General features: G+C 67.0%; 24 protein-coding genes. 16 read left to right on the forward strand and 8 right to left on the reverse strand.

What is annotated here, in order from left to right:
* Nucleotides 1-203: 203 nt before the first annotated feature.
* From AB0B25_RS11045 to AB0B25_RS11070, 6 genes are all read right to left on the reverse strand, one after another.
* Nucleotides 204-1,097 carry a sirohydrochlorin chelatase gene (locus tag AB0B25_RS11045; protein ID WP_357177060.1) on the reverse strand — a complete coding sequence of 298 codons (894 nt, stop codon included), beginning with the start codon at nt 1,095-1,097 and terminating at the stop codon, nt 204-206.
* A gap of 1 nt (nt 1,098) precedes the next feature.
* The gene (locus tag AB0B25_RS11050) at nt 1,099-2,394 is read right to left on the reverse strand and encodes a GTP-binding protein (RefSeq protein WP_357177061.1); all 1,296 of its coding nucleotides are present in this window, start codon (nt 2,392-2,394) and stop codon (nt 1,099-1,101) included.
* Nucleotide 2,395: 1 nt separating this feature from the next.
* On the reverse strand, nt 2,396-3,328 hold the full coding sequence (gene cysD / locus AB0B25_RS11055; protein ID WP_357177062.1) for a sulfate adenylyltransferase subunit CysD: 933 nt from the start codon (nt 3,326-3,328) through the stop codon (nt 2,396-2,398).
* A 62-nt stretch (nt 3,329-3,390) separates the two neighbouring features.
* Nucleotides 3,391-4,110 (reverse strand): phosphoadenylyl-sulfate reductase, encoded by a 720-nt coding sequence (locus AB0B25_RS11060; RefSeq protein ID WP_357177063.1) that lies wholly within the window; start codon nt 4,108-4,110, stop codon nt 3,391-3,393.
* Between the two features lie 54 nt (nt 4,111-4,164).
* Nucleotides 4,165-5,976: a nitrite/sulfite reductase gene (locus tag AB0B25_RS11065; protein ID WP_357177064.1), complete on the reverse strand. Its 1,812-nt coding sequence runs from the start codon at nt 5,974-5,976 to the stop codon at nt 4,165-4,167.
* Between the two features lie 146 nt (nt 5,977-6,122).
* Nucleotides 6,123-6,224, reverse strand: coding sequence for an Ms4527A family Cys-rich leader peptide (locus AB0B25_RS11070; protein ID WP_357177065.1), 102 nt, complete (start codon nt 6,222-6,224; stop codon nt 6,123-6,125).
* A 256-nt stretch (nt 6,225-6,480) separates the two neighbouring features.
* On the opposite strand from AB0B25_RS11070, the gene hemW reads away from it, so the two are divergent.
* The gene (gene hemW / locus AB0B25_RS11075; protein ID WP_357177088.1) at nt 6,481-7,641 is read left to right on the forward strand and encodes a radical SAM family heme chaperone HemW; all 1,161 of its coding nucleotides are present in this window, start codon (nt 6,481-6,483) and stop codon (nt 7,639-7,641) included.
* A gap of 206 nt (nt 7,642-7,847) precedes the next feature.
* Nucleotides 7,848-8,060 carry a hypothetical protein gene (locus tag AB0B25_RS11080; RefSeq protein WP_357075214.1) on the forward strand — a complete coding sequence of 71 codons (213 nt, stop codon included), beginning with the start codon at nt 7,848-7,850 and terminating at the stop codon, nt 8,058-8,060.
* Here the strand turns inward: AB0B25_RS11080 and AB0B25_RS11085 are convergent.
* Entirely contained in the window at nt 7,998-9,032 is a 1,035-nt protein-coding gene (locus AB0B25_RS11085) for a helix-turn-helix domain-containing protein (protein WP_357177066.1), read from the reverse strand. The genes AB0B25_RS11080 and AB0B25_RS11085 overlap by 63 nt on opposite strands.
* A 178-nt stretch (nt 9,033-9,210) precedes the next feature.
* Between AB0B25_RS11085 and AB0B25_RS11090 the strand changes: the two genes are divergently transcribed.
* From AB0B25_RS11090 to AB0B25_RS11120, 7 genes are all read left to right on the forward strand, one after another.
* Nucleotides 9,211-10,029, forward strand: a complete 819-nt coding sequence (locus AB0B25_RS11090; protein ID WP_357177067.1) for an alpha/beta fold hydrolase — start codon at nt 9,211-9,213, stop codon at nt 10,027-10,029.
* Between the two features lie 34 nt (nt 10,030-10,063).
* Nucleotides 10,064-10,885 carry an alpha/beta hydrolase gene (locus AB0B25_RS11095; protein ID WP_357177068.1) on the forward strand — a complete coding sequence of 274 codons (822 nt, stop codon included), beginning with the start codon at nt 10,064-10,066 and terminating at the stop codon, nt 10,883-10,885.
* A gap of 63 nt (nt 10,886-10,948) precedes the next feature.
* Complete coding sequence (locus AB0B25_RS11100; protein ID WP_357177089.1) at nt 10,949-11,704, forward strand: alpha/beta hydrolase; 756 nt, start codon at nt 10,949-10,951, stop codon at nt 11,702-11,704.
* 109 nt (nt 11,705-11,813) lie between these two features.
* Nucleotides 11,814-12,734: an LLM class flavin-dependent oxidoreductase gene (locus tag AB0B25_RS11105; protein ID WP_357177069.1), complete on the forward strand. Its 921-nt coding sequence runs from the start codon at nt 11,814-11,816 to the stop codon at nt 12,732-12,734.
* A 301-nt stretch (nt 12,735-13,035) separates the two neighbouring features.
* On the forward strand, nt 13,036-14,067 hold the full coding sequence (gene hrcA, locus AB0B25_RS11110) for a heat-inducible transcriptional repressor HrcA (protein WP_357177070.1): 1,032 nt from the start codon (nt 13,036-13,038) through the stop codon (nt 14,065-14,067).
* 150 nt (nt 14,068-14,217) lie between these two features.
* Nucleotides 14,218-15,375, forward strand: coding sequence for a molecular chaperone DnaJ (dnaJ, locus tag AB0B25_RS11115; protein ID WP_357177071.1), 1,158 nt, complete (start codon nt 14,218-14,220; stop codon nt 15,373-15,375).
* Nucleotides 15,376-16,116, forward strand: coding sequence for a 16S rRNA (uracil(1498)-N(3))-methyltransferase (locus AB0B25_RS11120; protein ID WP_357177072.1), 741 nt, complete (start codon nt 15,376-15,378; stop codon nt 16,114-16,116).
* A gap of 84 nt (nt 16,117-16,200) precedes the next feature.
* On the opposite strand, the gene AB0B25_RS11125 is transcribed toward AB0B25_RS11120, so the two are convergent.
* Nucleotides 16,201-17,421: an MFS transporter gene (locus tag AB0B25_RS11125; protein WP_357177073.1), complete on the reverse strand. Its 1,221-nt coding sequence runs from the start codon at nt 17,419-17,421 to the stop codon at nt 16,201-16,203.
* A 99-nt stretch (nt 17,422-17,520) separates the two neighbouring features.
* Here AB0B25_RS11125 and AB0B25_RS11130 point away from each other — a divergent pair, with 99 nt between their 5' ends.
* The 7 genes from AB0B25_RS11130 to AB0B25_RS11160 all read left to right on the forward strand — a co-directional run.
* Nucleotides 17,521-18,423 carry a LysR family transcriptional regulator gene (locus tag AB0B25_RS11130; protein WP_357177074.1) on the forward strand — a complete coding sequence of 301 codons (903 nt, stop codon included), beginning with the start codon at nt 17,521-17,523 and terminating at the stop codon, nt 18,421-18,423.
* Between the two features lie 156 nt (nt 18,424-18,579).
* Nucleotides 18,580-19,641 carry a PhoH family protein gene (locus AB0B25_RS11135; RefSeq protein WP_357177090.1) on the forward strand — a complete coding sequence of 354 codons (1,062 nt, stop codon included), beginning with the start codon at nt 18,580-18,582 and terminating at the stop codon, nt 19,639-19,641.
* 62 nt (nt 19,642-19,703) lie between these two features.
* Complete coding sequence (gene ybeY / locus AB0B25_RS11140) at nt 19,704-20,258, forward strand: rRNA maturation RNase YbeY (protein WP_357177075.1); 555 nt, start codon at nt 19,704-19,706, stop codon at nt 20,256-20,258.
* Complete coding sequence (locus tag AB0B25_RS11145; protein WP_357177076.1) at nt 20,255-21,619, forward strand: hemolysin family protein; 1,365 nt, start codon at nt 20,255-20,257, stop codon at nt 21,617-21,619. Before ybeY ends, AB0B25_RS11145 begins: the two co-directional genes overlap by 4 nt.
* Entirely contained in the window at nt 21,616-22,038 is a 423-nt protein-coding gene (locus AB0B25_RS11150; protein WP_357177077.1) for a cytidine deaminase, read from the forward strand. The genes AB0B25_RS11145 and AB0B25_RS11150 overlap by 4 nt, the downstream gene beginning before the upstream one ends.
* Nucleotides 22,031-22,957 (forward strand): GTPase Era, encoded by a 927-nt coding sequence (gene era, locus AB0B25_RS11155; protein ID WP_357177078.1) that lies wholly within the window; start codon nt 22,031-22,033, stop codon nt 22,955-22,957. Before AB0B25_RS11150 ends, era begins: the two co-directional genes overlap by 8 nt.
* A gap of 722 nt (nt 22,958-23,679) precedes the next feature.
* Nucleotides 23,680-25,235 (forward strand): condensation domain-containing protein (locus AB0B25_RS11160; RefSeq protein WP_357177079.1); only part of this gene is annotated, 1,556 nt, incomplete at its 3' end.

Consider the following 25,235-nt stretch of genomic DNA (forward strand, 5'->3'; position numbering starts at 1 on the left):
TCGGCAGCGGCCGCCACCGAGGCACCGTCGGATCAAGGCATCCGGGCGGCAGTACGGCTCGCCGCCCGCACGCGAGTCCGGTCGGCGCCCTCCCGTCGTGATCAGGGATTGTGGTGGCGATTTACCAGGTTGGCGGTGCGCCGTCGACCAAGCGGACGAAGGAAGAGCCGGTCTCGGCCGCGCAAGACGGCGCCGGCTGCCGGTCAGGCCGAAAGCGCCGGCGGCTCGGCGATCGCCGCGTGATAGCGATCCAGGATGACGTCGGTGAGCGCCGGATGCGGACCGAGGACGTCGGCGTGGATGGCCTGCGGCGCTGCACGCACCAGGCGATCGGTCAGCAGCCCCGGGGCCAGAAACCACGGTGCGACCAGTACGCGATCCGCGCCGTGGGCCTGCAGTCGCGACATCGCCTCGGTCACAGACGGTCCGGTGGTGGCGAAGCAGAGTTCCGTGCGCCAGCCGGTGAGCGTGGCGAGTCGACCGGCCACCACGGCGGTGCGTGCGTTGGCGGTGGGCGACGACGACCCGACCGCCGCGACCGCGATGCCGAGACGACAATTCGCCGACGGGTGCACGGCCTCCCCGGTCCCGCAGGCGGTCAGCGCTCGATCCCGCAGCGCGGCGACGAGCCGGGGATCGGCGCCGAGAACGTCGGCTTGGACCAGCCGCAGCCGTGGGTGGCGGGCGCGGGCAGTGCCGAGCAGGCCGGGCAGGTCGACCCTGGCGTGGAAGGCGCTGCCGAGCAACAGCGGCGACACCACCGCGTCGGTATGCCCCTGCGCCGCGACGGCATCCACGACCTGTTCGACCGAAGGCGCGTTGAGGTCGAGGAAGGCCAACCGGACATCGAGGTCCGGGCGTGCGGCCGCGACGGCGGCGACGACCGCCGACACGGTCGCAGCCGACCGTGCATCACGACTGCCGTGGGCCACCGCGATCAGCGCGGGAGGCCGGACGGTGGTCCTGCCGTCGACGGCCGGTCGGTAGCCGAACCGGGTGGTCGCAGAGCCAGCTCGTCCGGTCGCGGACCGGGCCGCCGCAGTATTCGCCCCGCGCACGAGCGGCGCGGCGCACGACGGGGCTTGCGTGCCGGTCATCTCAGGCTCCGGCGCCGACCTCGACCGCGGACAGCACATCGCCGACCAACCCGGCGGCCAGCGTATTGCCACCGGCTGGATCGATCAGCAGGAAGCTGCCGGTGTGCCGGTTCACCCGGTAGTCGTCAGCGGCGACCGGCTCGGCGACCCGGACCGAGATGCGCCCGATATCGTTGAGCGTCAACGACTCCGGACTCGTGTCGGCACACAGGCGTTGCTCGTCGAAGCGCTCGAGTAGCGTGCCGACGATCGCCTGGGTGGTCCGGGTGCCGTGCTTGAGCAGCAGACGCGCGCCGGGACGCAGCGGTTTGTCGCCCAACCAGCAGACCGTGGCATCGAATGTGTCGAGGGGCTCCGGGGCGTCGGACACCGCGGCGATGACGTCGCCGCGCGAGATGTCGACCTCGTCGGCCAAGATCAGCGTGACACTGCGGCCCGTCTGCGCCACCGCCAGTTCGCCGTCCGGCGTATCGATCCGCTCGACGGTGGTGCGGATGCCGGAGGGCAGCACCACGACCTCGTCGCCCGGCGCAACCGTGCCCGCCGCAATCTGCCCGGCGTAGCCACGGTAGTCGGGGTATTCGGCCGTGCGTGGTCGGATCACATACTGCACCGGGAACCGTAGCCCCAGCGAGTGATCACCTGTGCTGTCCGCGTCGACCGGCACCGACTCCATATGCTCGATCAGTGACGGGCCGCGATAGTACGGGGTGTTGTCCGAGCGTGTCGCGATGTTGTCACCGTGCAGTGCCGAGACCGGGATCTCCAGGACGTCCTCGCTCGACCAGCCCAGCGTGCTGGTGAGTTCGGTGAACTCCGTGCAGACGTCGGCGAACACCGTCGCGGGGTCGTCCACCAGGTCGATCTTGTTCACCGCGAGCACCAGTTTCGGCACACCGAGCAGTGCCAGCACCGCCGCATGACGGCGGGTCTGCTCGATGACGCCCTTGCGCGCGTCGACGAGCAGGATCACCAGCTGCGCGGTGGACGCTCCGGACACGGTGTTGCGGGTGTACTGCACGTGCCCGGGGGTGTCGGCGAGCACGAAAGAGCGTCGCGGCGTGGCGAAGTAGCGGTAGGCGACATCGATGGTGATGCCCTGCTCACGCTCCGCGCGCAAGCCGTCCACGAGCAGTGAGAGATCGGGTGTGGCAAGGCCTTTGTCCACCGACGCGCGGGTGACGGCGTCGATCTGATCGGCCAGGACGGATTTCGTGTCGTAGAGCAGACGTCCGACCAGAGTGGACTTGCCGTCGTCGACAGAACCGGCGGTGGCCAGCCTCAATAGGTCGGACATGTCAGAAATAACCCTCTCGCTTGCGATCTTCCATCGCGGCTTCGGAGACGCGGTCGTCGCCGCGGGTCGCACCACGTTCGGTCAGGCGGGACGCGGCGACCTCGGCGAGAATCGCTTCGTTGTCGGCCGCGTCGGAAAGAATGGCGCCGGTGGACGATCCGTCGCCGACGGTGCGATAGCGCACCGACCGGGTCTCGAGCACCTCGCCATCGCGTGGGCCGCCCCAGACGCCAGGTGTCATCCACATGCCGTCGCGCTGATACACCGGACGCTGGTGCGCGTAGTAGATGCTCGCCAGGTCGATGTCCTCGCGCGCGATATAGCGCCAGATATCGAGTTCGGTCCAGTTGCTCAGCGGGAACACGCGCACGTGCTCGCCCGGCGCGTGCCGGCCGTTGTACAGGTTCCACAACTCGGGACGCTGCCGCTTCGGGTCCCACTGTCCGAACGCGTTGCGCAGCGAGAAGATTCGCTCCTTGGCGCGGGAGCGCTCCTCGTCGCGGCGGCCGCCGCCGAACACGGCGTCGAAGCGGTGTTCGCTGATCGCGTCGAGCAGCGGGACGGTCTGCAGCGGGTTGCGAATGCCGTCGGCGCGCTCGGTGAGCCGTCCGTCGGTCAGATAGTCCTCCACGCGGGCCACGTGCAGACGCAGGCCGTAGCGTTCGACCACGGTGTCCCGGAACTCCAACACCTCGGGCAAGTTGTGTCCGGTGTCGACATGCAGCAGCGCGAACGGCAGCGGCGCCGGCCAGAATGCCTTCAGCGCCAAGTGCAGCAGCACGGTGGAGTCCTTACCACCGGAGAACAGGATCACCGGCCGCTCGAATTCGCCCGCCACCTCACGGAAGATGTGGATCGATTCGGACTCCAGCGCCGCGAGCGTGTCGAAATCGCTGATCCCGAGGGAGCGTTCGCTTCGGATGGTTTCGGTCATGCTGTATCTCTCTCTGGCGTGCCCGAGGGCCCTACGTGGTTACGCACGCTGCCTGCTCCGGGTCATGCGGTGTGCAACCCGCATTCGGTCTTGGCGAGGCCGGCCCAACGGCCGCTTCGCGGATCGGATCCCGGCTCCGGCTTGCGTGTGCACGGTGCGCAGCCGATGGACGGGTACCCCTCCTCGACCAGGGGATTGACGAGGATGCCGTGCTCTTCGATGTAGGCCCGCATCTCGTCGTCCGACCACGGTGCGATCGGGTTGATCTTCACCAGTCCGAATGCCTCGTCGAAGGAGATGAGCGGGGCGTTCGCGCGGGTGGGCGCCTCCACCCGGCGGATACCGGTGACCCAGGCGTTGTAGCCGACGAGCGAGTTCTGCAACGGCACAACCTTGCGCAACCGGCAGCACTCGGTGGGGTCGCGCGCGAACAGGTCCTTGCCGAGCAGTTGGTCCTGGGCGACGACAGAGTGCTCGGGGCGCACGTCGATCACGTTCACCCCGTACACGACCGCCACCGCGTCCCGGGTGCCGATGGTCTCCGCGAAGTGATAGCCGGTATCCAGGAACAGGACGTCCACCCCGGCGCGGACCTGGGCGGCAAGGTGCACCAGCACGCCGTCCTGCATGTTCGAGGCGACGATGTAGCCGGAGCCGAAGGTCTGCTCGGTCCACTGCAGCAGTTCGACCGCCGAAGCGTCCGGTCCGAGCTCGGCCGCGCCCTGTTCGGCGAGGGCCCGCAGCTCGCCCGCGGCCAGTCTGTCCCCGAGTTTCGATGTCACAATTGATCTCCCGTCACCGAGCCGATGCCTGTCCCAGCTCTGCCCGATCGCCGCTCAGCGCAGGTCGGCCTCGTCGGCGCGAACCGTCCACTGCGCGAACCGTTCACCCGCTTCGCGGTGTTTGATGAAGTTGCGCACCACCCGCTCGATGTAGTCACCGAGCTCGGTGCTGGTCACCTTGTGCTGGCGGAGCTTGCGGCCGAAGGCGCTGTCGAAGCCGAGGCTGCCACCAAGGTGAACCTGGAAGCCCTCCACGTGATTCCCGGTGCCGTCATCGACCAGCTGACCCTTGAATCCGATGTCCGCGATCTGCGACCTGGCGCACGAATTCGGGCAGCCGTTGATGTTGATGGTGATCGGCACGTCCAACTGTGCGTTGATATCCGCGAGCCGCTCTTCCAGTTCCGGCACGAGCACCTGAGACCGCTTGCGGGTCTCGGCGAAGGAGAGTTTGCAGAACTCGATGCCGGAGCAAGCCATCAGGTTGCGCCGCCACAGCGAGGGACGGGCCTGCAATCCGAGGGGCGCCAGCTCGTCGATGAGCGCGTCGACCTTGTCGTCGGCGACGTCGAGCACGATCAGCTTCTGGTATGGGGTGAACCGGATGCGGTCGGAACCGATCCGCTCCACCGCGTCGGCGACTTTGGTCAGCACGGTGCCCGACACCCGGCCCGCGATGGGGGAGAAGCCAACGGCGTTGCGCCCATTGCGCAGTTTCTGAACGCCGACGTGGTCGATCGGTGCGGTCGGTTGTTCCGGCGCCGGACCGTCGATCAACTTGCGCTTCAGGAACTCGTCCTCGAGCACCTGCCGGAACTTCTCGATGCCCCAGTCCTTGACCAGGAATTTCAGCCGGGCCTTGGTGCGAAGGCGGCGATAGCCGTAGTCGCGGAAAAGCGAGACGACGGCCTCCCAGACGTCCGGGACCTCGTCCAGCGGCACCCACACGCCGACCCGCTGCGCGAGCATCGGGTTGGTCGACAGGCCGCCGCCGACCCACAGGTCCAGACCGGGACCGTGCTCGGGGTGGACCACACCGACGAACGCGACGTCATTGATCTCGTGCACTACATCCTGCTGACCGGAGATGGCGGTCTTGAACTTGCGCGGCAGGTTGGAGTACTCCTTCTTGCCGATGTAGCGGCGCACGATCTCGTCGATCGCGGGCGTCGGGTCGATGATCTCGTTCAGCGACTCTCCGGCCAGTGGAGAACCCAGCACCACGCGGGGGCAGTCGCCGCACGCCTCGGTGGTCTTCAACCCGACGGCCTCGATCCGCTTCCAGATCTCAGGGACGTTCTCCACCTCGATCCAGTGGTACTGGACATTCTCGCGGTCGGAGAGATCGGCGGTGTCGCGGGCGAACTCGGTGGAGATCTGGCCGAGCGTGCGCAATTGCGCGACGTTCAGCGCGCCCGCGTCGCAGCGGATGCGCATCATGAAGTATTCGGCCTCGAGAATGTCGATGTTCTCGTCGCCGGTCCAGCTGCCGTCGTAGCCCTGCTCGCGCTGGGTGTACAGACCCCACCAGCGGAATCGGCCGCGCAGATCACCCTTGTCGATGCTGTCGAAGCCGGTCTTGGCGTAGATGTTCTCGATCCGGGCTCGGACATTGAGCGGGTTGTCGTCTTTTTTGGACTGCTCGTTCGGGTTCAGCGGCTCGCGGTAACCCAGCGCCCACTGGCCTTCGGCCTTGCGCCGCACGGGCTTGCCGGTGCGGGCGCGCGGTCCGGTGGATGCCTCGGGGCGCGGGCGGTCCGGGCGGACGCGGCGTTCGGAGAGGGGGCGTTGGGCGTGTGTGGTGTGACCCGGCCGGGATTCGGGCTCGGGTTGATCTTTCGGACCGGCGTCGGCGCTCGACGTCATGGGGTCGCTCCTGCGGGGGTGGGTGGTACATCCGTGCTGAGGGCGTGAGGGGCTGGCTCATGCCTGTGGTGTCAGCGGCCGATGAAGTCCGAGGTGTCGGGGGTGTCGGGGATCGCCAGGGGATCCGGACTGCGGGTGCCGCTGAGCTACCGGGGGGAACCGGGCAGACAGCACGCGCTACAGACGCGCTGATAATCGACGTGGCGGCGTGCCACAAGTCGTACTCCGAATGCGCGCATGGAGGCCATTGTGCCACGTCAGCGGTGACCATCCGATCCCGTGGTCATATTTTCCGTGAATTCGAGGGAAATTCCCTGGACCGGCGACCTGGTTTGTGACGGCAGTCATAGCAGGGCACGCTCGATGCTGCTCGTGATGCGTCCGCGGGATCGCGCTCGAGGCGACCGCCGCCCGCCCGGCGACGAGGAGCGTCGAACGACGGTCCACACTGGACGGGTGAGTTCAGTTGCTGCCGTCCCGCGCGGCGCCGACGCGCCGGCGCCGGTGCTCGGTGATTTCGGGAGCGGCCCGTTCGGGATCTACGTGCACGTTCCGTTCTGCGCGACGCGGTGCGGATACTGCGACTTCAACACCTATACCGCCGGGGAGTTGGGTACGTCGGCGTCGCCGCGGTCCTGGCTGGAGGCATTGCGCGGGGAGCTGGCGACGGCCGCGCGGCAGTTCGCCGCATTACCGACCGCGACCCCGGAGGTGGCCACGATCTTCGTCGGCGGTGGCACGCCGTCGCTGCTGGGCGGCGCCGGGCTCGCCGCGGTGCTCGACGCGGTTCGCGGCGAATTCACCCTCGCGGCCGACGCCGAGGTGACCACGGAGTCCAATCCGGAATCCACCTCGCCGGAATTCTTCGAGCGCCTCCGACAGGCCGGGTTCACCCGGGTGTCGCTGGGCATGCAGTCCGCCGCGGCACACGTGCTGAAGGTGCTCGACCGCACGCACACCCCCGGCCGTGCGGTAAGCGCCGCGCGCGAGGCCCGCGCCGCCGGGTTCACACATGTGAATCTGGACTTGATCTACGGGACGCCGGGCGAGACCGATGCCGATCTCGACGCCAGCCTGGACGCGGTGCTCGGCGCGGACGTCGATCATGTCTCGGCCTATTCGCTGATCGTGGAGGACGGCACCGCGTTGGCCCGCCGGGTACGTCGCGGGGAACTGCCCGCACCGGATGATGATGTCCTCGCCGCACGCTATGAACGCATTGATGCCCGGCTCCGCGCGGCGGGGTTCGGCTGGTACGAGGTATCGAACTGGGCGGCGGGTGCCGACTCGGTCTGCCGCCACAACCTCGGCTATTGGGACGGCGGCGATTGGCTCGGCGCGGGGCCCGGAGCGCACAGTCACGTCGGCGGAGTGCGCTGGTGGAATGTGAAACACCCTGCGCGCTACGCGGATCGGGTCGCCCAGGGCGGGTTGCCCGCCGCGGACTGGGAGGCGCTCGGCGCCGACGAACGATATCTGGAGCGCGTCATGCTCGCCGTTCGGTTGCGCACCGGCTTGCCATGGGCGGACCTCGATGAATCCGGAACGGCAGCGGCGGAACGGGTCGTGGCCGATGGTCTCGCGTACCGATCGGGTGATCGGCTCGTACTCACCGACCGCGGTCGTCTGCTCGCCGACGGCGTGGTCCGCGACCTGCTGGGCTGACTATTCCGCGGCGCGGGACCGAAGATCCGGTACTCGGCTCGGCGATGTCGACACCGAGTCGCACGCACCCCGCCGGTCGACCATGCACACCGCCGCGGGCACGCCCGGTTCGCTGCAGATTGTGAAATTTTGACGAAATGCCCCTTCGGTTCCGGTATCGCGGTGGTGGTGTGCCGCGTAGGCTGCCAGCAACCCCAAGGAGAACAATGGCGTCGGCACGACACATCACTCTTATCCATGAACAGGGCGAGTTCGCCGAGGCGCGGGCAGCGGAAAAAGCGGAAAACGCGCGCCAGAGCGCCGTCGCCGCCCGCACTGTCGCCAGTTATTCGCAGAACGCCGACGACTGCCAGTCGTTATTGGCGATGCTCGGCCTCGATGCCCTCGCGGGTAAACAGGCGAAGCTCGGTCGCGGCTAGGCCGCGTTGCGGTTCGCCCTCGGCTGTCGCGATCGTGCGCCATTCGCGCGGCGGTAGTCCGTAGGCGGCGCGAAAGCGCCTGGCGAAATGTGACGGATCGCGAAAACCCCAGCGCCGTGCGATCATCGAGATCGTACGGTCCTTGTTGTCCGGTTTGGTCAGGTCGTCGCGCACCTGTTCGAGCCGCTGACTGATGATCCACTGTTCCAGGCTGTAGTCCGCGTTCGCGCAGATCTTGTACAGCTGCCGAACCGACATGTTGTGTGCCCTGGCGATCTGTTCCGCGCCGAGGTCGGGATCGGCCAGGTTGCGTCGAACGTAGGCGCGGATGCGGGACAGCACGATGTCCGAAGGGACGACGGCGCTGCTGCCGTCGTCGCTGCCCGCCGACAACAACAGCCCACGGATCAATTCGATACTGGCACAGCCCGACAGCGCGGCCGCCGGATCGGTGCTGAGCGCGTCGGCGTCGGTGGTGAGCTGCACGATGTGGTTGGCGACCAGCCGATAGTGCGGGCTGTCCTGCACTCGGGTCGCGGCTTGACGAATCAGCTCAGCCGAGAGGCCGAGCTGATCGAGCGGCACGTGCAGGCAGGTGGACGTGCCCTCACCGCGCCAGCTGAAATCGTAGGGTGCGTTCAGGTCCATGACGTGCAGGTCGCCCGGCTGGATCACACGCTGCACGCTGCCCTGCTCGTATCTGCCATTACCCGCCTGCTGCACGGCGACGGCCAGGACCGGAGCGGGCGAGCAGCGCACCTGCTTCGGTGTGCGAATCAGCTGGATCCCCGAGGTCCGCGCACGGAAGACGCTCGCCTCGCCGAACTGCCATACATCGAACGTGGCATGCACTTGGTCCTCGGGCGGGTCGAGGACGACGTGGGAGGGGACCGACGCCTGCTGTATCGCGGCAGCCACCGCGCCCACTCGCTCGTGTGGCGCGATGGTGTCCGAATCGAACACGACCGTCATGGCAGCCTCCGTCGCAATTGAGACAGATTCGACAATCGTCGCACGTCCGGCGGGTGTCGGGACGTGCATTCTCAGCCGACGATCGTGCACGGACAGTCCTTTTTCCGGCCACTGCCCGTCCTACGCTGGCGAACGGTGATCCACGTGGCGTTGAATCCCGTTCGCTCGAGGAGGCCAAGTGTCGCGAGCACGATCACGTCCGGCCGTATTCATCCACGGCTTGGGGATGCACAGCAGCAGCTGGGCGCCTTGGCTCGAACTATTCGACGCCGAGGGCTATCACGTGTCGGCGCCGGGGTGGCCCGGCGACGGCGAGACGCCGGAGGCGACGCGGAACAATTCCGAATCGCTCAACAACCGTGGCATCGCCGAGGTCACCGATCACTATGCGGAGTTCATCTCCGAGTTGCCGATGCCGCCGGTCGTCATCGGGCACTCCATCGGCGGTCTGATCGCACAAAAACTGCTCGGTAGCGGGTTCGCCAGCGCGTGCGTTGCTATCGCGCCCGCGCAGTTCAAAGGGGTGCTGACACTCGCCCCGGTGCAGCTGCGGACCGTATTACCCGTGGTGGGTCGGCCGTGGCTGCGTACCAAGACGTGGTCACACACGGCCGAGAGTTATCACCGTGCCTGCGCCAACGGGATATCCCGGGTGGAATCCGACCGGCTGTTCGCCGACCATGCCATCCCCGCGCCGGGACTGCCGCTGTTCCAGGCGGGTCTGGCCAATGCTATGCCACGGAGCGAGGCGGCCGTCGACACCCGCAGCGAGCGCGGCCCGCTGCTGATGTTCGCCGGCGGCCTCGATCGCACCGTTCCCGAGGCCACTGTGCGGTCGGCGTATCGAATCCAGCGCCGCAATCCGGCGGTGACCGAACTCGTGGTGCTCGCCGACCGCGGGCACTGCATGAGCGCCGACCACGGTTGGCGTGAACTCGGCGATACCGCGTTGGAATTCCTCGCCGGAAACCTCCCAGCGGGCCCCGGCGAGACGTAGTCCATTCGTCAGTTCCAGACCAAAGGAGCACGTCATGCCAACAATTACGACTACCGATGACGTGGAGATCTACTACAAGGACTGGGGTTCGGGGCGTCCGGTGGTTTTCAGCCACGGGTGGCCGCTGACCAGCGATGTGTGGGACACCCAGATGTACCTGATGGCGAGCAACGGCTATCGGGCCATCGCGCATGATCGGCGTGGCCACGGCCGGTCGAGCCAGGTCTGGGACGGGCACGATATGGACCACTATGCGGACGATCTCGCCGCTGTGCTCAACGAACTGGAAATCACCGACGCCGTGCTGGTCGGGCACTCGACCGGTGGCGGCGAAGTCGCCAGATATCTATCCAGGCACGGCACCTCCCGGGTGAAGAAAGCCGTTCTGCTCGCGGCGGTTCCGCCGCTGATGCTGCAGACCGAGGCCAATCCGGAGGGTCTTCCGATCGAGGTCTTCGACGGTCTTCGGGCCGCCCTGGCCGCCGACCGATCGCAGTTCTACAAAGATCTCACCACTGCCTTCTACGGCGCCGATCGCGCGGGATCGACTGTTTCGCAGTGCCTTCGAGATCAGTTCTGGCTGATGTGCATGCAGGTCGGCCTCAACGGCGCCCTCGAGTGCATCAGAGCGTTCTCCGAGACCGATTTCACCGCGGAACTACCGATCATCGACATCCCGATCCTGGTCGGGCACGGGGACGACGACCAGATCGTCCCGTTCATCGACTCTGCCCCCAAGACCGTGTCGCTGCTCCCGCAAGGTCAGCTCAAGGTGTATCCGGGCGCGCCACACGGCCTGTGTGGCGCCTACGAACAGGAATTCAACGCCGACCTGCTCGACTTCGTGAAGAACTGAGTAAAGGGTGGAAACTTCGTGAAGCGCAGACATACCGTGCGCGGCGTTGTGGCCGCGCTCGCACTGGCTGTCACCGCCGTGTCGGGCGCGCCCGCGCACGCTCAGGCGCTGCCCACCATCGTGCTGGTACACGGCGCCTTCGCCGACGCCACCAGCTGGGACGGTGTCGCCGATCTGCTGCGTCACCGCGGCTATCACGTGGTGACGCCGGACAACCCGCTGCGTGGCCCGGCCAACGACGCCGCCGCCATCCAGCGCACGCTGGACACCCTCACCGGACCCGTGGTGCTCGCCGGCCACTCCTACGGCGGTTTCGTGATCAGCAACGTGCACGATCCGAAGGTCGAATCCCTCGTCTACGTGGCGGCTTTCGCGCCGGTGCAGGGCGAGATAGCCCAGTCGGCCCTCGATCCGATCCGGTTTCCGGGAAGTCAGCTGCTGCCGCCCACGCTGCAGGTGGCGATCGTCGACGACGCCCAGGGCCTCGCGGGCAAGAACATCGACGGCTACATCGCGCCCGACCGCTTCAATGCCGTCTTCGCTCAGGACGTCGACTCCGCGACCGCCGCGCGGATGATCGCCCACCAGCGTTCCGTCGCGCTGGCGGCCAATATCGAACCTTCCGGAGCAACCTCATGGTCCAGCACCCCCAGCTGGTACCTGGTTTCAGGGGCGGACCGGGTGATCCCGCCCGCGTCCCAACGCTTCATGGCCGAGCGCATGGGTGCGCGGACCGCCGAGATCAACTCCTCGCACGCCTCGTTGGTCTCCCACCCCGACGACGTGGCCGCCGTCGTCGAATCCGCTGTTCCCCGCTGATCACCTCGGCCCGAGCGGGACATGACAAGGGATTTTCGACCTGTGCCACGGTCATGTCGGGCCGGGGGGGTGAGGTCCGGTTGTCGTCAGGGGGGATAGGGTCGGCTTCATGCACTATGGCATCTCGGTTCCGCAGCTCGTCGCCGACGGGATGTTCCAGCCGACCGAGCTGCGCGGCTATCTGGACCGTGCTGAGGAGCTCGGCTTCGAGAGCGCGTGGATGACCGAGCAACTCCTCGGATCGTCCCCCAATCTGAGCCCACTCGAGACGTTGGCGTTCGCGGCGGCCTGCAATCAGCGGTTGCGGCTCGGGTGCGCCGTCTTCGTCACGCCCCTGCACAACCCGGTGCACCTGGCGAAACGGATCGCCACGTTGGACCAGCTCAGTCGTGGGCGACTCGAGGTCGGCGTGGGCATCGGCGGACGCAACCGGATGTTCACCGCGTTCGACGTCGACCCCGATGACAACCTCGTGGCCCGCTTCACCGAGGGTCTGCAGGTCATGAAGGCGCTGTGGACGCAGCCCACGGTCGACATCGATGGCCAGTTCTGGCAGCTGAGCGGCGCCGCTATGGAACCCAAGCCATTCCAGAAGCCGCACCCGCCGCTCTGGTTCGGCGGCCGTCGTCCCGCCGCCCTGCGCCGCGCCGTGCGCCACGGCCACGGGTTCTTCGGGGCGGGGTCGACCACCACGGCGGAGTTCGCCGAACAGGTCCGGATCGTTCGCACCGCACTAGCCGACGCCGGCCGGGAGACAATGGACTTCCGCATCGTCAAACGCGTCTACATCGCCGTCGACGACGATGCCGACCGCGCCCGTTCACGCATGTCCGAAGTGTTGATCAGCCAATACGGTGCGTACGGTAAGAGTCTTCTCCCCGTGGCTGTCTGCGGCCCACCCGCCGCCTGCATCCAGGGACTGCGGGAGGTAGCGGCGGCAGGAGCCGAAATGATCCTGATCAACCCGCTGTTCGACTCGGCTGCCCAAATGGAGCGGATTGCCGCAGAGGTGCTTCCACACGTGGGTTGAGGGTCGATTTCCGTGCGTTGGCACGTCGCTGCCCGCGCTGGAACTCACCAGTTCACGCCGAGAGCCACACGCTGTCGGAACGATCGGGCGTGCGAAGTAGCCGAGATCGCTCGGGGCGCGCGGCGTCTCGGGCTCGCTCCCGGCAGCGTGGGTCACGTCCGCACAGACGGTGAATGTCCCTGAGGCCATTAGACTGGATAAAGAGACGAAACCGGAATTCGCCAGAATTTGTGTGATAGTACGGGGGCGTCGACGCCTGGGCGCGGCGCGAGGGAAGACGAGAGCGGAGGAGGTGGGGCCGATGTCGAGCACCGAGGATCGGCGCTTCGAGGTCCTACGCGCGATCGTCGCGGACTATGTCGCGACCAAGGAGCCGATCGGGTCGAAGTCGCTGGTCGACCGACACAACCTGGGAGTTTCCAGCGCGACGGTGCGCAACGACATGGCGGTGCTGGAGGCCGAGGGCTACATCACCCAGCCGCATACCAGTTCCGGTCGGATCCCGACCGACAAGGGCTATCGCCAGTTCGTGGATCGGATCTCCGAGGTGAAACCGCTCTCGCCCGCAGAGCGCAGAGCGATCATGGAATTTCTCGAGTCGGGCGTCGACCTCGATGACGTGCTGCGGCGTGGTGTGCGGCTACTGGCCCAGCTGACCAGGCAGGTTGCTGTGGTGCAGTACCCGACGGTGTCGGCGTCCACGGTTCGCCACATCGAGGTTGTCGCGCTCAACCCCGCGCGGTTGCTGCTGGTGGTGATCACCGATACGGGCCGGGTCGACCAGCGGTTGGTGGAACTCGGCGCGGTGGTCGACGACGAGGATCTGGCCGCGCTGCGCGGCATGCTCGGCGGCGCGATGGACGGCAAGCGCTTGGCCTCGGCCTCGGCGGCGGTCGCCGAACTGCCCGAGCACGCGCCGCAGCGACTGCGCGATGTGTTGATCCGGGTTTCCACGGTGCTGGTCGAGACGTTGGTGGAACATCCCGAGGAACGGTTGGTGCTCGGCGGCACCGCCAATCTCACGCGCAACGCGGCCGACTTCGGTTTCCCCGGCTCACTACGCTCGGTGCTGGAGGCGCTGGAGGAGCAGGTGATCGTGCTCAAGCTGCTGGCCGCGGCCCAGCATCCGGGGACGGTGACGGTGCGGATCGGGGAAGAGACGCAGGTCGAGCAAATGCGCGGCACTTCGGTGGTGTCCACCGGCTATGGCGCGGCCGGTGCGGTGCTCGGCGGGATGGGCGTGCTCGGCCCGACCCGAATGGACTATCCGGGAACGATTGCCTCGGTGGCGGCCGTTGCCCGATACATCGGCGAGGTCCTCGCCGAGCGCTGAGCGTGACACGGTCACACACGCCACTGATACGCTCGCTCTTTCGGCCGGATAAAGTTGAGTGGACAAGACTGATGCTGTTGTCAGCGTGCGGTGAACGCGGTGCGGGCACCGGCGGCACTGTCGAGAACGCCTAAGGACTAGAGAACTCAAGTGGCACGGGACTACTACGGACTGCTCGGCGTCGCGAAGAACGCGACCGACCAGGAGATCAAGCGGGCATACCGCAAGCTGGCGCGTGAGCTCCACCCCGACGTCAACCCGGACGAAGCCGCGCAGGCCAAGTTCAAGGAAGTGTCGACCGCCTATGAGGTGCTGTCGGACGCGGAGAAGCGGCGCATCGTCGACCTGGGTGGCGACCCGCTGGAATCCGGTGGCGGCGGTGGCGGCTTCAACGGAGCGGGCTTCGGCGGCCTCGGCGACGTGTTCGAGGCGTTCTTCGGCGGTATGAGCGGAACGGGCGGGGGCGCGCAGCGCAAGGCCCGCGGGCGCGTCCAACCCGGCGCCGATTCGCTGATTCGCACTCGGCTCAGCCTGGCCGAATGCGCGGTCGGCGTGACCAAGCACCTGACCGTGGACACGGCGATCCTGTGCGACATCTGTCAGGGCGCGGGCACCAACGGCAAGTCCAAGCCGGTGCGCTGTGAGACCTGTGGCGGCGTAGGCGAGGTGCAGTCCGTGCAGCGGTCGTTCCTCGGCCAGGTGCTGACCTCTCGTCCGTGCCCGACCTGCCGCGGTGCGGGTGAGACCATCCCGGATCCGTGCCACAAATGTGGTGGCGACGGCCGGGTGCGTGCGCGCCGTGAGATCGCCGCGCCGATTCCCGCGGGCGTCGCGAACGGCATGCGGGTGCGGCTGGCCGCACAGGGCGAGGTGGGGCCGGGCGGCGGGCACGCGGGCGACCTGTACGTCGAGATCGTCGAGCAGCCGCATGATGTCTTCGTCCGCGATGGTGACGACTTGCACTGCACCATCCGCGTGCCGATGGTCGACGCCGCGTTGGGCACCACGGTCGTGATCGACACCATCCTGGACGGTCCCACCGAGTTGACCGTCACCCCGGGCACCCAGCCGGGCGAGGTCTCGGTGCTGCGCGGTCACGGGATGCCGCGTCTGCGCTCCGGCGCGCGTGGCGATCTGCTCGCGCATCTGGACATCGTGATCCCCACCAAGTTGGACAGCAAGCAGGCCGAAGCGCTGCGCAAATACAAGGGCATGCGCGAGCGGGAACAAGCCGAGGTGATGTCGGCGCAGTCCGAGCACAACAGCGGCCTGTTCGCCCGGCTGCGCGCGTCGTTCAGCGGGCGCTAGTTGGCCGCGACGGTCTTCTACCTCGACGAGGTGCCCGCACCGGGCGCGATCGCGGTGCTCGACGGTCAGGAGGGCAGGCACGCCGCGACCGTTCGCCGGATCCGGGTCGGCGAACCGATCACGCTCTCCGACGGACGCGGCGTGCTCGCGGAATCGGAGGTCGTCGCCGCGCAGCGGGACCGGCTCGAATTGGCGGTGCGCAACCGGGTGCTGACCGCCGCGCCGGTTCCGCGGGTGACGGTCGTGCAGGCGATCCCGAAATCCGACCGATCGGAGTTGGCCGTCGAACTGATGACCGAGGCGGGCGCCGACGCCATCGTTCCTTGGCAGGCGGCGCGCTGCGTCGCGAACTGGGACGGCAAGGCGGCCAAGGCGGTCGGCAAGTGGCGCGCCGCGGCCCGGTCGGCCGCGCGTCAGTCCCGGCGCGCCTATGTCCCGGACGTCGCCGACCTACACCGCACCAACGATCTGCTCGGCGTGGTCCGCACGGCCGCGGCGGACGGCGCCATCATCGCGGCGCTGCACGAATCCGGCGACGCCCGCTTCACCGAACTGCCGTTCGCCGAGGCCTCGGAGATCATGGTGATCGTCGGCCCGGAGGGCGGGCTGGATGCTGCGGAATTGACCGCCCTGGCCGAAGCGGGCGCGGAGGTGACCCTGCTCGGCCCGACGGTTCTGCGAACGTCCACCGCCGCGGCGGTGGCCCTCGGCGCGCTCGGCGCTCTCACGCCGCGCTGGTGACGACCTCGCGCTGGACAACCGGGTGTGCGCTGCTGGCGGGTGCCCTGCTCGGCCGGGGCGACCGCTGATTCGATCGGATCGCGATCAGTCGGGAACCACCGCGTCGCGTCGCGAATGAATCGTCACTGCGCACAACAGCATCGCCGCGATCGCGAGAAGAACCGCGATGCCACGGACCAATCCGAGCCACCCGCCCCAGGCGTAGGCGATGCCCGCGCCGCCGCCGATGAGTGCGCTGCCCAGGTAGTACGCGAACAGGTAGAGCGACGACGCGGCGCCCCGGTTGCCCTTCGCGATCGCGCCGACCCATGCGCTCGCCGCGGTGTGCGCGCCGAAAAAACCTGCGGTGTAGAGCAAGACACCGAGAATGACGGCGGCTAGGTGGTCGGGAATCGTCACCGCGAGTCCGATCGCCATCAACCCCACCGACGCCGCCAGTACTTGCTGTCTGCCGACCCGATCGGCGAGGCGACCGGACGCCGCCGACGCTGCCGTTCCGGCCAGATACAGCACGAACACCAGTCCCACCAGCGTCTGCGGCAGTTCGAACGGTGCCGTGGTCAGGCGGTAGCCCAGATAGTTGTAGACCGAGACGAACCCGCCCATCAGCACGAAACCCAACCCGAATAACGCGCGCAGCCCGCGGTGGCGTAGTGGTGTCGCGAGGTCGCCGAGCATTGTGCGGATTCCAGCGGGCCTGGCCACGAAGCGGCGGGACGGCGGTAGGCGGCGGACGAACCAGACTGTGCACGCCAGGGCGGCGAGCGAAGCCGCCGCCTGGGCCCACCGCCACGACGTCAGTTCCAAGGCGAACGCCGGGATCAACCGCCCGGCCAGCCCGCCGAGCGTCGTGCCGGCGACGTAGATGCCCATCGCGGCGCCCAGCCCCTCCCCGCCGATCTCCTCGGCGAGGTAGGCCATCGCCACCGCCGGCACGCCGGCCAGCGCGATTCCCTGCAGCGCTCGACCGGTGAGCAACACGTCGAACGACGGGCTCAGCGTCAGCAGCACGCCGATCGCGGCCGCCGCGACCGCGGAGCCGATCATCACCCTGGTCCGCCCGATGCGGGACGACAGTGCGCCCACCGGAATGATCGCCAGCGCCAGAAATCCGGTGGTGAGCGACACCGCGAGTGCGGCATGCGCCGGTGTGGCGCCGAACGCGGCCGAAAAAGTGGGCAGCAGCGCCTGGGCGCTGTACATGGACGCGAACGTCGTCAGTCCCGCGGCGAACAGCGCGAGGGTGATCCCGCGCTCGTGCCGGGTATCCCGCTCGATCCCCGTGCTGGTCTGCGTTGTGGTCATTGCGCCTCCTGCGGTTCAGGATCAGCAACAGCCGCTCGGAAAGGAAATGAATAATAATGGGAAAATTGATGCATCATGCGCATATAGAGAGGTTGGACTGTGCTTGGTGAGGATCTGGAGTGGTTCACGACACTCGCCGAACTGGAGCGCGTCGGCGCGGCAGCCGAACGACTGCACATCGCCCAGCCCACGCTCTCGCGCATGCTGGCTCGGCTGGAACGCAGGATCGGTGTCGAGCTGTTCGACCGGAGCGGAAAGCGCATCACGCTCAACGAGTTCGGCCGGATCTACTACGAGCACGCCCGCCGCGCGCAGTCGGAGTTGGATGCGGCCGAACGGGCCGTCGCCGATCTGGCCGACCCGGCCGAAGGTGTGCTGCGGTTGTCGTTTCAGCATTCGTTCGGTGGCTCGCTGGTGCCACAGCTGATCAGCGGCTTCCGGCGCGGGTCCGGCCGGATCACGGTCACGCTGTGGCAGGGCGCCGCCGAGGTGGTGACCAAGCGGGTGCTCGACGGGGATGCCGATCTCGGGATCGTCTCGCCACGTCCTGCTGTCGCAGGGGTCGGCTGGCGCACGGTGCTGCGGCAGCCTCTGGTGCTCGCAGTACCACCGGATCACCGGCTGGCTGGGCGCAGACAGGTTCGGCTCGCCGAACTGGCCGACGCGGAGTTCATCACGATGCATCAGGGTTTCGGTATGCGGCGCATCTTCGACGAGTTGTGCGCGGCCGCGGACATTCGGCCGAGGATCGCCTTCGAGTCCAGTGCTCTGGTCACCGTGGCCGGGCTGGTGTCGGCGGGGTTGGGCGTGGCGATTCTGCCGGGTGCGGACCTGCCGTCGGCGGGCCCGCTGTCCGGTCCGGTCGCGGTGCCGCTCGCGGACGCCGGCGCCGCCCGCGCGGTCGGGCTGGTCTGGTCGGCGGCCGCGAGACCGTCGGACGCGGTGCGACGCTTTCGTGATTTCACCGAGGATTGGGCCCAGCGGCACGGCGCAATCCCGTGATCACGCTGTGCACGGTTTGCGGCTTATTCACTGGGCCGTGTCGGTGCAGCGCGTTAAACTTTTCTCAATACGGCAGAGACGAGACCGGAAAGCAGGCTATAGCCACTTTTGACAACACAAGGCGAGATCGGCGATCCAACTACACCCGCGGCCGGCATCGGTACCGGCGACATCGGTCCGGGCCCCGCAGCGCGCACCGTGCGTTCGAGTATCGAACTCGCTCCCGAATCCGTGTTCCCGTTTCTAGGTTCGGCTGACCAGAATCTGCGTGAGCTGGAGAAACTGCTCGACGCCGATATCCACGTCCGTGGCAATTCGGTGACCCTCACCGGTAAGGCGGCCGACGTGGCACTCGCTGAGCGGGTCATCGAGCAGCTGGTCGCGCTCACCAGCCGCAACCGAGTGGTGACCCCCGAGGCGGTACGCCACACCGTGTCGATGCTCACCGAGGGTTCCAGCGAGTCCCCGGCGGAGGTGCTCAGCCTGGACATCCTGTCCCGGCGTGGCAAGACCATTCGGCCGAAGACGCTCAACCAGAAGCGCTACGTCGACGCGATCGACGCCAACACCATCGTCTTCGGCATCGGCCCGGCCGGTACCGGCAAGACTTATCTCGCGATGGCCAAGGCGGTCCAGGCGCTGCAGTCCAAGCAGGTCAACCGGATCATCCTCACCCGTCCCGCGGTAGAGGCGGGGGAGCGCCTCGGGTTCCTGCCCGGCACGCTGAACGAGAAGATCGATCCGTACCTGCGCCCGCTCTACGACGCGCTGCACGACATGATGGATCCGGAGGCCATTCCGAAGCTGATGGCGGCCGGTGTCATCGAAGTGGCGCCGCTGGCGTATATGCGTGGCCGTACCCTCAATGACTCGTTCATCATTTTGGACGAGGCCCAGAACACCACGGCCGAGCAGATGAAGATGTTCCTGACCCGGCTCGGCTTCGGCTCGAAGATCGTGGTCACCGGTGACGTCACCCAGGTCGATCTGCCGAACGGCGCGCGGTCCGGTCTGCGTGCGGCATCGGAGATCCTCACCGAGATCGATGACATTCACTTCGCGCTGCTGACCAGCAGTGACGTGGTGCGGCATCGCCTTGTCTCGGACATCGTCGATGCCTATGACCGGTTCGAGGCCGATTCGCGTCCGCAGGTCGCGGCGCATTACGGCGGCAATCGAGCGCAGCGGCGCGCCGCGAGCCGGGCGGACCGGCGGTAACTCGCCTCGACGGGCGGGGCTCCGCTCCGGCCGGACGATCGCCGGGATCGTAGGCTATTCGGGTGAGTATCGAGATCGCCAACGAGTCGGGTATCGACGTGCCCGAAGAAGACCTGGTCAGCGTCGCGCGGTTCGTGATCGACCGGATGGATGTCCACCCGGCGGCGGAGCTGTCGATGGTGCTCGTCGATCTCGACACCATGGCCGACCTGCACATGCGCTGGATGGATCTGCCCGGCCCGACCGATGTGATGTCCTTCCCGATGGACGAACTCGAGCCGGGTGGGCGCCCCGACAGCCCGGAGCCCGGCCCGTCCATGTTGGGCGACATCGTGTTGTGTCCGGAGTTCGCCGCAGGGCAGGCGCACAAGGCCGACCACTCGCTCAACCAAGAACTGGCGCTGCTCACGGTGCATGGCGTGCTCCATCTGCTCGGCTATGACCACGCCGAACCGGAGGAAGAGAAGGAAATGTTCGCGCTGCAGACTCGGCTGCTCGAAGAGTGGTACGAGAGCTTGCGTGAAGCGCGGCGGCGGGCCGAACTCGCCGAGCGGGATGCGCGGTTGCTGGGCAAGGCGGGCTTCACCACACCGGGTGATTCCCTGGGACCCGCGTGACTGCACCGACCCTCGTTCTGCTCGCGGTGTTGCTCGTGCCGGTGGGTGGGATGTTCGCCGCGGTCGATTCGGCGCTGAACACGATCTCGCCGGCCCGGGTCGAGGATCTGGTCCGCGCCGACCGACCCGGTGCGGCGCGGCTGACCCGGATCGTCGCGGATCGGGCCCGCTATGTGAATCTCATGGTGCTGCTGCGCATTCTGTGCGAGATCGGCGCCACGGTGCTGCTGGCGGCGGGACTGATCGCGATCTGGGCGGACGATTGGGCGCTGTTGGTCACCGCCGTGGTGATGGTGCTGGTGTCCTATGTGGCGATCGGCGTCGGCCCGCGCACGCTCGGGCGTCAGCACGCCTATTCGATCGCGCTGACCGCGGCGCTGCCGCTGCAGTTCATCGGCGCGCTACTCGGCCCGCTCAGCAGGCTGCTGATCCTGATCGGTAACGCGATCACTCCGGGTAAGGGTTTCCGCAACGGTCCGTTCGCCTCCGAGATCGAGCTGCGCGAGGTGGTCGAGATGGCGAGCGAGCGCGGCGTGGTGGCCGACGACGAACGTCGAATGATCCAGTCGGTCTTCGAACTCGGCGACACCCCGGCTCGTGCGGTCATGGTGCCGCGTACCGAGATGGTCTGGATCGAGGCGGACAAGACCGCGGCGCAGGCGATGTCACTGGCGGTGCGGTCCGGGCATTCGCGCATCCCGGTGGTCGGCGAGAATGTCGACGACATCCTCGGCGTGGTCTACCTGAAAGACCTGGTGCCGTACGCGTATCGCAGCCGCGAGGTCCGGGTGCGCGATGTGATGCGGCCCGCCGTGTTCATGCCCGACTCCAAGCCGCTGGACAGTCTGCTCGACGAAATGCAGCGCAGGCGCAACCATATGGCGCTGCTGGTGGACGAATACGGTGGCATCGCCGGCCTGGTGACCATCGAGGATGTCCTCGAGGAGATCGTCGGCGAGATCGCCGACGAGTACGACACCGACGAGACCCCGCCCATCGAGGATCTCGGCGACGGCCGGTACCGGGTGTCGGCCAGGCTGTCGGTCGAGGATCTCGGTGAGCTGTACGGAATGCAGATCGAGGAGGAGGACGTCGACACCGTCGGCGGACTGCTGGCACACGAACTGGGCCGGGTGCCGCTGCCCGGTTCGAAGGTCGTGGTCCACGGGCTCGTGTTGCGCGGTGAGGGCGGCGCGGACGCGCGCGGTCGGATGCGAGTACACACGGTCGTGGTGCGCGAAGCGGCCCGCCCGGCGCAGGCCGAGAAGCCCAACGGCGACAAGCCCGGTGGCAAGCGTAAGGCCAACGGATCGGAGCGGGAGATCCCCGCTGATCGCGACAAGAACGGAGACCCCGAATGACCGAGCTGGACGTCGAGGACACCAAGCTGGTGGTGCTGGCCCGTGCTGCGCTCGGCCGCACCGGCGGCGCGAGCGGTGCGGCTATCCGCGACACCGACGGGCGCACCTACGCCGCCGGCGAGGTGACGCTGACCGCGTTGCGCCTGACCGCACTGCAAGCAGCGGTCGCCGCGGCGATTTCCAGCGGCGCCGAGGGATTCGAGGCGGCCGTGGCGGTCGGCGGTCGGTTGTCCGACTTCGGCGTCGCCGCGGTGCGGGAGGTCTCGGCGGAGGCGCGGATCATCTTCACCGATCGCGATGGCGCGGTGTTCGAGATCGTCGACGACTCGGTGGACGCTGCCGACTCGGTGGACGCTGTCGATTCGGTGGGCGCTGTCGATTCGGTGGCCGCGAACTCCGGCGAGGTGCGCGGTGGCTGACCGCTCCGCGCCGCGCGAGGACACCGAATTCCGCTCCGGCTTCGTCTGTTTCGTCGGACGGCCGAACACGGGCAAGTCGACGCTGACCAATGCGCTGGTCGGCGCCAAAATCGCGATCACCTCTTCGCGTCCGCAGACCACCAGGCATACCATTCGCGGCATCGTGCACCGGGAGCGCGCCCAGCTGATCCTGGTGGACACTCCAGGCTTGCACCGTCCACGTACACTGCTCGGTCAGCGCCTGAACGATCTTGTGCGCGACACATATTCGGAAGTCGATGTCATCGCCCTGTGCATCCCGGCCGACGAGAAGATCGGCCCCGGCGACCGCTGGATCGTGCAGCAGATCAAGCAGATGGCGCCGAAGACCACACTGCTCGGCGTGGTGACGAAGATCGACAAGGTGAGCCGCGACCAAGTCGCCGAACAACTCGTCGCGGTGTGTGAGCTGCTCGGTCCGGATGCCGACGTCGTGCCGGTCTCGGCAGTCAAGGGCGAGCAGGTCGAGGTCCTCGTCGACGTCATCGCCTCGAAGATGCCGGAGGGCCCGGCCTTCTATCCCGACGGCGAGTTGACCGACGAGCCGGAGGAGACGCTGATGGCCGAACTGATCCGTGAGGCCGCGCTCGAGGGCGTCCGCGACGAATTGCCGCACTCGTTGGCTGTTGTCATCGAGGAGGTTCTGCCTTATGAGGAGCGCGAGGATATGCTCGACGTGCACGCGCTGCTCTATGTCGAGCGGCCGAGCCAGAAGGCCATCGTCATCGGGAAGGGTGGATCTCGCCTGAAAGAGGTCGGCACCAACGCGCGCAAGCAGATCGAGCACATCCTCGGTACTCGGATCTACCTGAACCTGCATGTCAAGGTGGCCAAGGACTGGCAGCGCGACCCGAAGCAACTGGGCAAATTGGGTTTCTGACCCCGAGGTCGATCGGGAATCGCGTTGGCGCGCTCGGTTGCTGACGAACGGTGTCATCAACTCGCCAGCGAGGTCGTGCCCGCTATCGAGGCGGGCACGGTCGTGGTCTCCATCGATACCTGGGGCATCACGCGTGCTGCAAGTGCTCGACTACGTAGTCCGGTGGTGGGTGTGGCGGCTCGATCACGCTGCGCGGGAGGCTATCCCAGCGACGGGCAGCCGCTGCGCTGAGGTCATAACTACGATCGCACACCGCATCCGCATGGCGTCGAATGGACTCGAGCCCACATGCCTCGCTTCTGAAAACTATTGGTCCACTGGTATTTCCGTAAGATGTCACGTGTTGTCGGCGGGATGTCAGGTCGCCTCTATGCATTTCACGAGCCAAATCGAAATTCACCCGACGACACCGTCGGTATAGGTCGGGGTAGTCATCGTCCTCGTTATCGATGGTTGCGCCAGATATGTTGACAAGCCGACCGAAAATCGCGAGTCGACACTGTCGGTCGGCAAATGAGCGTGGATGGGAGGATATCTACGTGTCGATCTCGATCACGCTGAGTTGCTATTCCTGTCTGCTGCCTCTGATAAATTCTGCAGCGCTCGACCGAGAACCCTCGTAACTTGGCAGTCTATTCGAGGAATGGATTACATGGTGGGGGGTGTACGCAAACGAACCAGTCGGCTTACACTGAGGGGTGGTCGGGGCTGGAGGTAAAGTCATGACGGTTTTGCGACAGCAGCTTCATCCAGGCCAGGGATCGAGCAAAGGTTCCGAGCTGGACGTGTCGGCGAGACGGCCGGTGCCGTTATCTGTGGGGCAGCGGGGGTTGTGGCTCGCGCAGCGGTTGCGCCCCGACGTGCCGATATGTGAGGCACAGTATATCGAGTTATTCGGGGATTTGGATGTCGATTTACTACGTGAGGTAACGATTCGGGCGGGTCGTGAGTTTCAGTCGGGTTATTTGCGGCTGGTGGAGGTAGGGGGTGAGCCGCATCAGTTGTTCGATCCGTCGCTGGAGTCGGCGGGGCCGGTGATCGATCTACGTGGTGAACCGGATCCGGTGGCGGCGGGTCTGCAGTGGATGCGTCGGGAGTACACCACGCCGTTGGATATGGCCCGGGATCGGTTGGTCGGTTCGGCGGTTGTGCAGGTCGGGGATCGACATTTCCTGTTGTACAGCAGGATTCACCATGTCGCGTTGGATGGCTACGCCGCCATGATGATCGTGAACCGGATCGCGGAGTTGTACACGGCGGCGGTAACGGGTAGTGCGGCGGAGCCGAACCGGGCGGCGGACCTGCGTACCCTGTATGAGGCAGACCGCAGCTACCGGGAGTCGAAGCGGTTCGCCAACGATCAGGAATATTGGGCGAACCGACTCGCCGAGGTCGAGGACGGGTCGAGTCTCGTCGAGGGGAATGCGCCCGCGTGTGCGGATAGTGTGGTCGCGGCCGCCGAATTGTCTTCGGCGACGGTCGGGCGGATCGATCAATCCGCGAGAATGTTGGACGCGAGCCCGGCCGCGGTGGTGATCGCCGCATTCGGATGTTATCTGGCCCGGATGACCGGCCGGGACGATGTTGTCGTCAATATTCCCGTGTTGGGTCGCACGACCGCCGTGTTGCGGCGGTCGGGGGGAGTGTTTGTCAATGTTGCGCCGCTTCCGATTGTTGTCGGCTCGGGGGATACGGTCGCGACACTGACGCGGCGGGTGCAGTCGGATCTGGTGGGGGCGTTGCGGCATCAGCGGTTCGGTCTTGCCGACATTCGTGAGGCTGCGGGGTATAGCGGACAGCGGCGTTTCGCGGGTCCGGTTGTGAATGTGATGTTTTTCCCGCAGAAGATTCGGTTCGGTTCGGTGACGGGGGAGTTCCATATTCTGAGTTCGGGGCCGGTGGAGGATTTGTTGGTCGATTTGTATCAGACCGGGGATCCGCCGCGGACGATTCTGCATTTCATGGCGAATCCGAACCTTTACACCAGTGCTGAACTGTCGGTGCATTATTCCCGGTTTGTGGAGTTTCTCGACGAGTTCGTCGCGGCTGCGCCGGGGACTGATCTCGAGTGGGTCCATCCGGACAGCGCGCGTGCGGGTGCGCGGATCCGGCGCCGGCGTGAGGGCTTGGAGTTCTGGCGTAGGACGCTCGCGGATGTTCCGGTGGAGTTGCGTTTGCCGGTTGATCGGCCGCGGCCGGTGGTGATGTCTCAGCGGGGTGCTACTGCGAGTTGTTCGTTGGGGGTGGAGTCGGTGCGGGGGTTGGAGCGTCTTGCGCG

Source organism: Nocardia sp. NPDC049190 (genome assembly GCF_040648115.1).
Classification (GTDB): Bacteria; Actinomycetota; Actinomycetes; order Mycobacteriales; family Mycobacteriaceae; genus Nocardia.